General features: G+C 54.1%; 12 protein-coding genes. 1 reads left to right on the top strand and 11 read right to left on the bottom strand.

Annotated features, from left to right (window positions below):
* Positions 1–3 precede the first annotated feature (3 nt).
* The 6 genes from rlmH to leuS all read right to left on the bottom strand — a co-directional run bounded on the left by rlmH (position 4) and on the right by leuS (position 5,743).
* A complete protein-coding gene (gene rlmH, locus F3J40_RS15560; RefSeq protein ID WP_017346861.1) occupies positions 4–474 on the bottom strand; it encodes a 23S rRNA (pseudouridine(1915)-N(3))-methyltransferase RlmH in 471 nt (156 codons plus the stop codon).
* 3 nt (positions 475–477) lie between these two features.
* A complete protein-coding gene (rsfS, locus tag F3J40_RS15555; RefSeq protein WP_167016004.1) occupies positions 478–795 on the bottom strand; it encodes a ribosome silencing factor in 318 nt (105 codons plus the stop codon).
* 89 nt (positions 796–884) lie between these two features.
* Entirely contained in the window at positions 885–1,529 is a 645-nt protein-coding gene (nadD, locus tag F3J40_RS15550; RefSeq protein ID WP_167016002.1) for a nicotinate-nucleotide adenylyltransferase, read from the bottom strand.
* Positions 1,522–2,553 carry a DNA polymerase III subunit delta gene (holA, locus tag F3J40_RS15545; RefSeq protein WP_167016000.1) on the bottom strand — a complete coding sequence of 344 codons (1,032 nt, stop codon included), beginning with the start codon at positions 2,551–2,553 and terminating at the stop codon, positions 1,522–1,524. Before holA ends, nadD begins: the two co-directional genes overlap by 8 nt.
* Positions 2,550–3,146 (bottom strand): LPS assembly lipoprotein LptE, encoded by a 597-nt coding sequence (lptE, locus tag F3J40_RS15540; RefSeq protein WP_167015998.1) that lies wholly within the window; start codon positions 3,144–3,146, stop codon positions 2,550–2,552. Before lptE ends, holA begins: the two co-directional genes overlap by 4 nt.
* Before the next feature lie 14 nt (positions 3,147–3,160).
* Positions 3,161–5,743, bottom strand: a complete 2,583-nt coding sequence (leuS, locus tag F3J40_RS15535) for a leucine--tRNA ligase (protein ID WP_167015996.1) — start codon at positions 5,741–5,743, stop codon at positions 3,161–3,163.
* Between the two features lie 188 nt (positions 5,744–5,931).
* On the opposite strand from leuS, the gene F3J40_RS15530 reads away from it, so the two are divergent.
* Complete coding sequence (locus F3J40_RS15530) at positions 5,932–6,414, top strand: zinc ribbon-containing protein (protein ID WP_167015994.1); 483 nt, start codon at positions 5,932–5,934, stop codon at positions 6,412–6,414.
* A 47-nt stretch (positions 6,415–6,461) separates the two neighbouring features.
* Here F3J40_RS15530 and F3J40_RS15525 read toward each other — a convergent pair whose 3' ends face one another.
* From F3J40_RS15525 to lnt, 5 genes are all read right to left on the bottom strand, one after another.
* The gene (locus F3J40_RS15525; protein ID WP_167015992.1) at positions 6,462–7,187 is read right to left on the bottom strand and encodes an amino acid ABC transporter ATP-binding protein; all 726 of its coding nucleotides are present in this window, start codon (positions 7,185–7,187) and stop codon (positions 6,462–6,464) included.
* Positions 7,188–7,865 carry a glutamate/aspartate ABC transporter permease GltK gene (gene gltK, locus F3J40_RS15520; protein WP_167015990.1) on the bottom strand — a complete coding sequence of 226 codons (678 nt, stop codon included), beginning with the start codon at positions 7,863–7,865 and terminating at the stop codon, positions 7,188–7,190.
* Positions 7,865–8,605, bottom strand: a complete 741-nt coding sequence (locus tag F3J40_RS15515) for an amino acid ABC transporter permease (RefSeq protein ID WP_167015988.1) — start codon at positions 8,603–8,605, stop codon at positions 7,865–7,867. Before F3J40_RS15515 ends, gltK begins: the two co-directional genes overlap by 1 nt.
* A gap of 155 nt (positions 8,606–8,760) precedes the next feature.
* Complete coding sequence (locus F3J40_RS15510; protein ID WP_167015986.1) at positions 8,761–9,690, bottom strand: amino acid ABC transporter substrate-binding protein; 930 nt, start codon at positions 9,688–9,690, stop codon at positions 8,761–8,763.
* A gap of 458 nt (positions 9,691–10,148) precedes the next feature.
* On the bottom strand, positions 10,149–11,672 hold the full coding sequence (lnt, locus tag F3J40_RS15505) for an apolipoprotein N-acyltransferase (protein WP_167015984.1): 1,524 nt from the start codon (positions 11,670–11,672) through the stop codon (positions 10,149–10,151).
* Between the last annotated feature and the right edge of the window lie 2 nt (positions 11,673–11,674).

The raw sequence follows: 11,674 nt of genomic DNA, 5'->3' as shown, positions 1-11,674 counted from the left end.
TCGTTACTCACGATGATAAGGATGATTTGCTGTGATGCTCCAGGCTCGGTACAGGCTTTCTGCCACCAGTACACGCACCAGCGGGTGCGGCAAGGTGAGCTTTGAAAGTGACCAGCTCTGCTCTGCGGCGGCTTTACAAGCCGGAGCCAATCCTTCTGGGCCACCGATCAACAAACTGACATCCCGACCGTCCTGCTTCCAGCGTTCCAACTGCTGCGCAAGTTGCGGGGTTTCCCACGGCTGGCCGGGAATATCCAGTGTGACTATTCGGTTGCCTTTGCCCACCGCTGCCAGCATCGCTTCACCCTCTTTTTCAAGGATGCGCGCGATATCGGCATTTTTACCGCGTTTACCTGCCGGAACTTCGGTCAGTTCAAACGGCATATCACGCGGAAAGCGGCGTAGGTACTCCATAAAACCGGTTTGTACCCAGTCGGGCATTTTGGTGCCAACGGCAATAAGCTGCAATTTCACCGCTTAGCCCCAGAGTTTTTCCAGCTCATAAAGCTGGCGACTCTCGTCCTGCATAACATGTACGATGATTTCACCGAGATCGACTACGACCCAGTCAGCCGCTGCCTGGCCTTCCACGCCTAATGGCATGATGCCTGCTGCACGGGATTCCTGCACCACGTGATCGGCAATAGAAGCAACGTGGCGTGTGGAGGTGCCGGTACAAATGATCATGCAGTCAGTGATGCTGGATTTGCCCTGAACATCGAGCGTGATGATATCCTGACCTTTAAGATCATCAATTTTATCAATGACAAAATCCTGGAGTGCTTTACCTTGCAAAAGGTTATCCTCAAATACGGGTGAAGAGGGCTGGCTGAGACCCGGATGACAGAGCCAAAAATTAAGCGGCGCAGTATATCACGCTGCGATCAGTCGCGATATAACCCGACTGCATCAATATAGTCTATTACTGCAGCGGGTAACAGGTCAGAGCAGGAGCGCCCCTGATGGCGGCGCTGACGAATTTCGGTGGCAGAGATATTGACCAGCGGCGTATCCGCCAGCCAGACATACCCTGCGGGGGTTTGGTGCAGTTGCTGAATATCCTGTGCCTGATTCGCCATCAACCACTGTTGCATCTCTGGCGTTTCCATTTGCGTGGCATAGCCCGGACGCTGGCAGACCAGAAGATGGCACAGTGACAGTAAATCCTGCCAGCGGTGCCATTTTGACAGCGAGAGCAGTGAGTCCTGCCCGATGATAAAGCCTAATGGCTGGTGTGGACCGCGTTCAGCACGTAGCGCTTCCAGCGTGGCGACGGTCCATGACGGCGTCTCACGATCGAGTTCTCGCGTATCGATCTCAAACAGCGGTAAATCGGCAATCGCCCGCTCCAGCATGGCAACACGCTGAAGGGCTGTGGCTTCGGGCTGAGGTCGATGCGGTGGCACGTTGTTGGGCAGCAAAGTGACTTTTTGCAACCCGGTTTGACCGGCCAGTGCCATCACCGGATGGAGATGGCCGTAGTGGATCGGATCGAAGGTGCCACCAAACAGGGCAAACAGCTCAGACATTGCTCAGGCTCAGTGGAAAAGCGGGATTGCACAGCAACAGAGACAGCGTTTCCAACTGCGGCCAGACTGACTGCCCATAATCCTGTTTAAGCGTCAGCTCAAGCTGCGTCAGCAGATGGATCGCGCGTTGCAGGCGCGTAGCGTCAAGCCGTTGCAGGGCCGTGGTGAACAGCGCCCGGCGGTTTTGCCAGATCCGCTGTTGATCCATTAAGTTACGCAGCGGCTGTTGGTGCTGCAAACGCTGCAACTGGAGCAGAGTCAGTAAATCGCGCTGTAGGGTGCGCAGCAAGATAACGCTTTCGCTGTCCTCTTTTTCCAGCTGACGCAAAATATGCAGGGCGCGTTTGCTTTTACCGGCCAGCAGCGCATCAACCCAGTGAAACGGCGTGAAGTGTGCGGCATCACTTACCGCTTCTTCCACGCGCAACAGCGTCAGTTTGCCATCCGGCCACAGCAGAGACAGGCGTTCCAGCGCTTGTGACAAAGCCAGTAAATTCCCTTCGTAGCAGTAACACAGCAGGTTAACGGCCGCATCATCAAGGGTTAACTTCATGGCTTTGGCGCGGGTGTTTACCCAGCGTGGCAGCTGCGCCTGTTCGGGAGTCTGGCAAGGAACCAGCACGCCTTGCTGTGTAAGGGCTTTAAACCAGCCGCTGTTTTCCTGGGCCTTGGTCAGTTTTGCCGCGCGGCAAATCAGCAGCAGATCGCTGTGCAACAGTTTTGCCAGTTGCAGCAGTTGTTCTGCCATGGCGCTATTTGGCCCATTTTCCGGCAGCTGAAGCGTGAGTGTTTGACGCGTCGAGAACAGGCTAAGCGCCTGGCAACTGGAAAAAATCGCTTCCCAGTCGGTGTGGTTATCCAGCGTGAAGCTAAGGTGCTCTTCAAAACCGTGCTGCTGAGCGACAGTACGCAGTGCATCACTGCTTTCCTGTATCAACAGCGGTTCGTTTCCTACCAGCATATAGCAGGCGCGCAACCCCTCACGGAGTTGCGCGCCAAGTTGCTCAGGGTAAATCCGAATCATTGCAGACTAGTAGCAGAGGAAGTAGGGAATTCTTTATCTTCCTGGCCCGGTACTTCAATCACCGTTTGCGGGATTGTGTCCTTGCCTGCTTCCTGGGCTGCATGCACGCTCAACAGCTTACGTACCAGCTGTTCTGCTGCACGTTGGCGCATCTCCTGAATGATGATGTCCTGTTCAGCATCTTTCGCCAGTGCTGCATTCGGGTTATCGAAGAAGGAACGATAAACCGTGGTACTGATTGGATAGATCCCTTTATTTGGCAACAGAACCTGTGCGGTAACCGTCATGACCAGCTGGTATTCTGCCGCTGTACCGCTGATAAACACCGACGCGGTATCACGACCGACAACTTCGCCGCCAATGCGCAGAGTTGGAAGCTGGGCCGTTTTATTCCCCTCTTCAACAATGTTCACGTTGTTCAAACGCAGCTGCTGGCGCACGGTACGCGTCAGCGGGCCATACGGGTCGCCTGTTTCCAGCACCAGGGTTTTCAGCTCTGAGGGGAGCTGAGTGGTGCCACGTGGATGGAAACCACAGCCTGCAATGACCAGCACCGCCAGCGTCAAAAATAGCCTGATAATCGGATGTCGCACAGTTCCTCCTGAACTCAACCTACAACCAGGTTAAGCAGTTTGCCCGGTACATAAATCACTTTACGGAGAGTGACACCATCGAGGTATTTCGCTACCAGGTGCTCCTGTGCAGCACGAGCCTGCACTTGTTCCTGAGTAGCATCCGCCGCAACGGTGATTTTTCCGCGTACTTTGCCGTTAACCTGAATCACAACCAGCACTGAATCTTCTACCATCGCAGCTTCGTCAGCGACTGGCCAGCTTGCATCATCAATGCTGCCTTCGCCACCCAACTCCTGCCACAGAACATAGCTGGCATGTGGGGTAAACGGATACAGAATACGCACTACAGCGACCAGCGCTTCTTGTAACAGTGCACGGTCTTGCTCGCTTTCCTGTGAAGCACGGGTCAGCTTATTCATCAGCTCCATAATCGCCGCGATAGCGGTGTTGAAGGTCTGACGACGGCCAATATCATCATTCACTTTGGCGATGGTTTTGTGCAGATCGCGACGCAGTGCTTTCTGATCTTCATTCAGGCTAGCGATATCCAGCGCAACGGTAGCGCCTTTTTCGGTGTGGTCATAAACCAGTTTCCACACACGCTTCAGGAAGCGGTTGGCACCTTCAACGCCAGACTCCTGCCATTCCAGCGTCATTTCTGCCGGAGAAGCAAACATCATGAACAGACGCACGGTATCGGCACCGTAACGCTCTACCATCAGCTGTGGATCGATGCCGTTGTTTTTCGACTTCGACATTTTACTCATGCCAGCATAGACGACTTCGCGGCCTTCGTTATCCACGGCTTTAACAATGCGGCCTTTGTCATCACGCTCGACAGTTACGTCAACCGGAGATACCCAGTTACGCTCGCCGTTGGCACCGGTGTAGTAGAACGCATCGGCTAATACCATGCCCTGGCACAGCAGGCGCTTGGCTGGCTCATTCGAGTTAACCAGACCCGCATCACGCAGCAGCTTGTGATAGAAGCGGAAGTACATCAGGTGCATGATGGCGTGCTCAATGCCCCCGACATACTGATCGACTGGCAGCCAATAGTTCGCGGCGGCCGGATCCAGCATGCCTTCGTCATAGTTGGCACAGGTGTAGCGCGCGTAGTACCAGGAGGACTCCATGAAGGTGTCGAAGGTATCGGTTTCGCGCAGCGCAGGCTGGCCGTTAACGGTGGTCTTCGCCCACTCAGGATCGGCTTTGATCGGGCTAGAAATCCCGTCCATTACCACGTCTTCTGGCAGAATAACCGGCAGCTGATCTTCTGGTGTTGGGATGACGGTGCCATCTTCCAGTGTCACCATCGGAATTGGTGCGCCCCAGTAACGTTGACGAGAGACGCCCCAGTCACGCAGACGGTAGTTAACTTTACGCTCACCAACGCCTTTGTCTGCCAGCGCCTGTGCAATGGCATTGAAGCCAGCCGCGTGGTCAAGACCGTTGAACTCACCAGAGTTGAACAGGGTGCCTTTTTCGGTCATGGCTGCCGCAGTCACGTCTGGTTCGCTACCGTCGAGGTTCAGGATCACCGGTTTGATGGCGAGATCGTACTTAGTCGCAAATTCCCAGTCACGCTGATCGTGTGCCGGTACGGCCATCACGGCACCGGTGCCGTACTCCATCAGGACGAAGTTTGCGACCCAGATTGGCAGGTTTTCACCGGTCAGCGGGTGTACCGCAAACAGGCCGGTTGCCATGCCTTTCTTCTCCATGGTCGCCATGTCTGCTTCGGCAACTTTGGTGGTGCTGCATTCGGCAATGAAATCGGCCAGAGCTGGATTACCCGCAGCGGCCTGACGTGCCAAAGGATGGCCAGCGGCGACTGCGAGGTAGGTAGCACCGATAAAGGTATCTGGGCGAGTGGTGTAAACCGTGACTTTCTCTGCGCTCTCCGCCACGTCAAAGGTAATTTCTACCCCTTCAGAACGGCCAATCCAGTTGCGCTGCATGGTTTTAACCTGCTCAGGCCAACCTTCCAGCGTATCGAGATCGTTGAGCAACTCTTCGGCATAAGCGGTGATTTTAACGAACCATTGTGGGATCTCTTTACGTTCCACTTTGGTATCACAACGCCAGCAGCAGCCGTCGATAACCTGTTCGTTGGCCAGCACGGTGAGATCGTGCGGGCACCAGTTAACGGCAGAGGTTTTCTTGTAAACCATGCCTTTTTCAAACAGCTTAGTGAAGAACCACTGCTCCCAGCGGTAGTACTCAGGTTTACAGGTTGCCAGCTCGCGGCTCCAGTCGTAACCAAAGCCCAGCAGTTTCAGCTGGTTCTTCATGTATTCGATATTGTCGTAAGTCCATGGTGCTGGCGCAGTGTTGTTTTTGACCGCAGCCCCTTCAGCCGGCAGGCCGAAAGCATCCCAGCCGATTGGCTGTAGGACATTTTTACCCAGCATACGCTGGTAGCGGGCAATTACATCACCGATGGTGTAGTTGCGCACGTGGCCCATATGTAGGCGGCCAGAAGGATAAGGCAGCATTGAGAGGCAGTAGTACTTCTCTTTACCTTCCTGCTCGGTGACTTTAAATGTCTCGTTTTCGTTCCAATGCTGTTGGACGCGGGATTCTATCTCTTCCGGGCGGTATTGCTCTTGCATGGCTGCCTGTGGTCCTTAATGAGTATCGCAAAACTTACGTTCAGATCCGCATAGCATACCCATTAGGCGGCATATCAACAACAGTTGCGACGGGTTGAATCTGGATTTCTCTGAGGGCTTTTTCTGCGGTGAGTTGTGTTGGAGCGACTAAACTAATAGCAGGTTAGCAGCGCAGAAAGGAGAATAAAATGAATAAAGTGGCGCAGTCTTATCAGACCTCACTCTCGGTTCTGACCGAGCAGTTACGTGCAGGCGATCGTGATATTGATGCCCTGATTGCACAGCGGCGCGAGAAGCTGTTAGCGGAAGGGGAGTTAAGCCCCGGCCAGATCGAACAGTTGCTCTCAGCAGTGCGCCGCGATTTAGCAGAGTTTGCCCGAAGCTATGAAGAGAGTGAGCAGCCGTTGGGGGATTCCGTCTTCCTGCGGGTGATTCGGCAGAGCCTGTGGAAAGAGCTGGCGGATATCACTGATAAGAGCCAGTTAGAGTGGCGCGAGGTGTTTCAGGATTTACAGCACCATGGGGTGTATCAGAGTGGTGAGGTGGTGGGACTGGGGAATCTGGTGTGTGAAAAGTGCGGTTTTACCCGTGCGATCTATACCCCGGAAACCCTGACGCGTTGCCCGGAGTGTGGGCACGATCAGTTTCAACGCCAGGCTTTTGAGCCTTAGTTGTCAGTAAGAGAAAAAGCAGGGCGTTCAGCCCTGCTTTTTTGTGCTTAGTGCAGAATTTTCGCCAGGAAGTCACGGGCGCGCGGTGACTGTGGATTATTAAAGAAGTCGTCTTTCGCCCGATCCTCAATAATCTTCCCTTCATCCATGAAAATCACCCGATTTGCCACTTTGCGGGCAAAGCCCATTTCATGGGTCACGACCATCATCGTCATGCCTTCATTCGCCAGCTCAACCATGACGTCCAGCACTTCATTGATCATCTCTGGGTCGAGTGCCGAGGTTGGCTCATCGAACAGTATCGCAATTGGGTCCATGCAGAGTGCGCGTGCAATGGCAACACGCTGCTGTTGCCCACCAGAAAGCTGGCCAGGGAACTTGTGCGCATGCGCCGAAAGCCCCACGCGATCCAGCAATTTCAGCCCTTTCTCACGGGCTACGGCTTTATCTCGCTTCAGCACTTTAACCTGCGCCAGCGTCAGATTATCGACGATGCTCAGATGCGGAAACAGTTCGAAGTGCTGGAACACCATGCCCACTCTGCTGCGCAGTTGCGCCAGATTGGTTTTCTTATCGGTGATGGCGGTGCCGTCAACGGTAATGACCCCTTCTTGCACCGGCTCAAGGCCATTGACGGTTTTAATCAGGGTGGACTTACCCGAGCCGGATGGACCACACACCACGACGACTTCACCTTTTTTCACTTCGGTTGTGCAGTCAGTCAGCACCTGAAATTGACCATACCACTTTGAAACATTTTTCAGGTTAATCATTTAAACGGTCCTCTTTCTTTTTAGATAGCTGACTAACAGCGAAGCACTCAGACTGATAACGAAATAGACCAGTCCGGCAAACAGAATCATTTCTACCTGGGTGCCGTCACGGTCCCCAATGGTGGACGCGGTGCGGAAGAAATCCGCCAGGCTCAGGACGTAGACCAGTGACGTATCCTGGAACAGGACGATGCCTTGCGTCAGCAGCAGTGGCACCATCGCGCGGAAGGCCTGCGGCAAGATCACATAGCGCATGGATTGCCATGATGTCATGCCAAGCGCCAGCGCCGCACCGGACTGGCCGCGTGCGATACTCTTGATCCCGGCGCGAATAATCTCTGAGTAGTAGGCGGCTTCAAACAGCGAAAACGCCACCATCGCTGAGATCAGACGAATATCGGTTTTCGGTGAGAGCCCCAGCACCTGTTGTAAGAAGCTCGGGACCACGAGGTAAAACCACAGCAGCACCATCACCAAAGGCACGGAGCGGAACAGGTTGACGTAAAGCTTGGCGAACCAGCTGATGGGCTTAAAGCTGGAAAGCCGCATCATCGCGAGGAGAGTGCCCCAGACGATACCAAACACCACGGCCACCAGGGTGATTTTCAACGTCACCACCAGGCCATTCATGAGATAGGGCAGGCTGGGAGGAATCGAACTCCAGTCAAACTCGTACATTATTTTCCTCCCATGCTGCCGGGCAGGCGCAGTTTGCGCTCAACCAGGCTCATGATCAGCATGATCACCAGGTTAATCGCGACGTACGCCAGCGTAATGGCGGTAAACGATTCATACGCGTGCGCAGAATAATCCAGCAGTTTATTGGCCTGCGCAGCCATATCGACCAGACCGATGGTGGATGCGATGGCCGAGTTCTTCACCAGGTTCAGCATTTCGGAGGTCATCGGTGGCACAATCACGCGATAAGCATTCGGTAGCAGCACATAGCGATAAGTCTGCGGCAGCGTCAGGCCGACGGCGAGACCGGCATTTTTCTGTCCACGGGGCAGTGACTGGATCCCGGCGCGTACCTGTTCACAGACGCGAGCGCTGGTAAACAGCCCAAGGCAGACAACCGAAGAGACAAAGAACTGAATATTGGGGTCGAGCTCGGATTTAAACCACATGCCCAGATCCTGACCGACCAGCTCCGGTGCCACCAGATACCAGAAGAAGAACTGCACAATCAGTGGGATGTTACGAAACAGTTCGACATAGCAGGTGCCGATCGCCGCTAAAAAGCGGTTCGGTACGGTGCGCAGAATGCCGAAAAATGAACCAACGAAAAAGGCGATAATCCAGGCGCAACAGGAAACCGCAACGGTGACCTGAAATCCGGACCACAACCAGCCGAGGTAAGTGGTGTTGCCGAACGGGGCCTGCTGCAAAAATATGCCCCAGTTCCAGTCGATACCCATAGTGAACTCCGGTAAAAAAAGGGTAGCAGCGCTACCCTGAAGATTGATGAATGGCATCTTGCGGTCTGCATCAGGGGAACGACCTGTGCAGTTGTCTGTCCGTGCCGTGGTTTCAGCAATCACGTGGGCGGTAAACACCGCCCGTGTCATCGTTATTAGTTTAGTGCTTTATCGTTCGGTGATTTGAACAGCGCTTTCATGTCGTCAGACAGTTCGAAATTCAGGTTAACGTTTTTCGGTGGCGTTGGGTTTTTGAACCACTTATCAAACCATTTCGCCGCTTCACCTGAAGTTTGTGCCTGAGCAATGGTGTCATCCATCAGCGTTTTGAAAGCAGGATCGTTTTTACGCAGCATGCAGCCGTAGGCTTCGTGTGACTGAGGCGTGCCGAGAATTTCCCAGTCTGACGGTTTTTTCGCTTTCGCGCGTTCACCCGCCAGTAACGCATCGTCCATCATAAAGGCCACCGCACGACCGGTTTCCAGCGTACGGAAGGAGTCACCGTGATCTTTAGCGCTGATGATGCGCATCCCCATTTTCTTCTCATCGTTCATTTTGTTGAGCAGAATTTCTGAGGTGGTGCCAGAGGTGACCACAACGGTTTTACCCTTCAGGTCATCAAAGTCCTTGATCGGACCGCCTTTCTTCACCAGCAAACGGGTGCCGACGACGAAAATCGTATCGGAGAAGGCCGCCTGCTTTTGGCGCTCGAGGTTATTGGTGGTGGAGCCACACTCAAAATCGTAGGTGCCGTTTTGCAGCAGCGGAATACGGTTCTGTGAGGTGATTGGAATGAACTTCACCTGCAAGTCAGGTTTATTCAGCTTTTTCTTGATCGCATCAACGATAGCGTTGGAGTAGTCCTGCGAATAGCCGACGACTTTTTGATCGTTATCGTAATAAGAGAACGGTACAGACGATTCACGGTGCCCTACGACAATCACGCCGTTTTTACTGATTTTGTCCAGCGTCGCAGTTTGTGCGGCGTCTGCGGGGGCAGCAGTGGTTTGTGCGTCTTCTGCGTGTGCCAGTCCAGATGCCAGTCCGGCCAGTGCGAGGCACAGACCAAGTTTCCGTAATTTCATCTGTCACTCCTTTCGGTTGTGATGCACAGGGGAAATGCTGTGCGGTGTGTGATGTTGTGGCAGTTATTGCTGCCTTTTTGCTTTAATCCTGGCGCTTTCGCGCTGAGGTTATTTCATAACATAGCGGATTGTTAACACAATGAAACAAGGAACATTTTGTTTTTGCGGTGTAACTCGCACCATCAACGATCATTTTGCGAGATACGCGCTGTTTTGGTGCATTCACCTGCATCACCGCAGTGCATATCTACAGCGAGACAGGTAACCCTGCGTTATCCAACTGAAAAACCCTGAAATAATTAGCAATCATCGTGCCAGAAATTATTTAAGGGGAGATGATTTTGCTGTGAATGCAGTTAAAGATCGGCAGAGTCGGGGAAAAACAGGGGAAAGCGTGGTGGGAAATGCAAAAGGAAGCGGAGAACGCTGGCGAAACCGCAGTTTCGCCAGCAGGGGCATTAACGTTGGCGGCGTAACAGCGCCACGGCAGCCGTCAGCAGCGTGAGCAGCCAAACTGGCCAAACGCCCAACCACGAATACGGTGTTTCACCGGTTGTTGGTGTTACCGTGGCGCTCAGTACGCCTTCGCTAAACTGCGGGATGATTTTTTGCACATCGCCCTGCGGGCCAATGACGGCGGTGACACCGTTATTGGTGGAACGCAGCAGCGGTCTGCCCAGTTCCAGCGCACGCATTTTTGCCATCTGTAAGTGCTGCCACGGGCCAATAGAGTGGCCAAACCAGGCATCATTGGACATGGTCAACAGGAAATCCGTGTCCGGCTTGAAGTTAGCGCGAACCTGTTCTCCCAACACAATTTCATAGCAGATAGCGTCAGTCAGGTGATAACCCGCCGCCTGTAAAGCGGGTTGCTCATAGGCACCCCGGCTGAAAGAGGACATGGGGAGATCAAAGAACGGCGCTAATGGACGCAGTAGCGTCTCAAGAGGGACAAACTCACCAAACGGCACCAGGTGGTTTTTCTGATAGCGGTTGTGGCTTTGATAGCTGTACGGCTGCTGATCGCCCAGCACGATGGCACTGTTGTAATCATGATAGCGATTCTGTTGCAGGCGCGAATCAACGATGCCGGTAATCAGTGTACTTCCTCGTTCACGCAGGGCGTGATCCATCTCCTGCAGGAAGGGCTGCTGATTGCTTTCCAGATCGGTAATGGCTGACTCAGGCCAGATAATGATCTTCGCTTTACCCACTTCCGGGCGCGTGAGGTCGGTATAGGTGCGCAGGGTGCGCAACAGCTGCTGCGGGTCCCATTTCATCGACTGTGCAATGTTACCTTGCACCATGGCGATAGGGACGGCGCGTTCTGGCTGCGGTTGATACCAGTGAACGTAGCGCAATGGCCATGGCAACAGCAGCAGTGCTAAAGCGACCAGCAGGCCTTTGACACTGCGGTGCCAGGCGGCCCATACCAGGAGGCCTGCCACCATCATCAAAACAAATGTCAGCGTTTCTACGCCTGCCAGCGGAGCAATCCCTTTGAGTGGGCCATCAATCTGGCTGTAACCAAATTGCAGCCACGGGAAGCCTGTGAGGATCCAGCCCCGCAGAAATTCCGTCACCTGCCACAGGGCGGGTGCAGCCAGCGCCAGACGCCACAGCGTGGCGCGCGGCCAGATGCGGTTCAGCAAGGCACTGAACAACATCGGATAGAGCGACAGGTAAGCCGCCAGCAGCACCACGAGGAAGATATTGACCGGGCCGGGCATGCCACCAAAGGTGGCAATACTGACATACACCCAGTTCACACCGCTGCCAAACAGCCCCATGCCCCAGACGAAACCAATGGCGGTCGCCTGTGGCGTGGTGCGGTTAAGGGTCAGGAGTTGTAGACCGGTGAGGGCAATCAGTGCAGCCGGCCAGAAATCATAAGGTGAGAAAGCGAGGGTGCCAGCGGCACCCGTCAGTAGCGCCAGCAGCAGGCGCACGCGCTGCCGCTGAAAAAGTGAAACCAGATCCATAA

It is taken from the genome of Candidatus Pantoea multigeneris (assembly GCF_011752615.1).
GTDB classification, from domain to species: Bacteria; Pseudomonadota; Gammaproteobacteria; order Enterobacterales; family Enterobacteriaceae; genus Pantoea; species Pantoea multigeneris.
This window is presented reverse-complemented; position numbering and strand designations above follow the sequence as displayed.

Bases quoted from the DNA above. Each gene is read 5' to 3' on its own strand.
- gltK (WP_167015990.1), bottom strand. From the start codon at position 7,865: ATGTACGAGTTTGACTGGAGTTCGATTCCTCCCAGCCTGCCCTATCTC.
- F3J40_RS15525 (WP_167015992.1), bottom strand. From the start codon at position 7,187: ATGATTAACCTGAAAAATGTTTCAAAGTGGTATGGTCAATTTCAGGTG.
- holA (WP_167016000.1), bottom strand. From the start codon at position 2,553: ATGATTCGGATTTACCCTGAGCAACTTGGCGCGCAACTCCGTGAGGGG.
- lnt (WP_167015984.1), bottom strand. From the start codon at position 11,672: ATGGATCTGGTTTCACTTTTTCAGCGGCAGCGCGTGCGCCTGCTGCTG.
- F3J40_RS15515 (WP_167015988.1), bottom strand. From the start codon at position 8,605: ATGGGTATCGACTGGAACTGGGGCATATTTTTGCAGCAGGCCCCGTTC.
- nadD (WP_167016002.1), bottom strand. From the start codon at position 1,529: ATGTCTGAGCTGTTTGCCCTGTTTGGTGGCACCTTCGATCCGATCCAC.
- leuS (WP_167015996.1), bottom strand. From the start codon at position 5,743: ATGCAAGAGCAATACCGCCCGGAAGAGATAGAATCCCGCGTCCAACAG.
- F3J40_RS15510 (WP_167015986.1), bottom strand. From the start codon at position 9,690: ATGAAATTACGGAAACTTGGTCTGTGCCTCGCACTGGCCGGACTGGCA.
- F3J40_RS15530 (WP_167015994.1), top strand. From the start codon at position 5,932: ATGAATAAAGTGGCGCAGTCTTATCAGACCTCACTCTCGGTTCTGACC.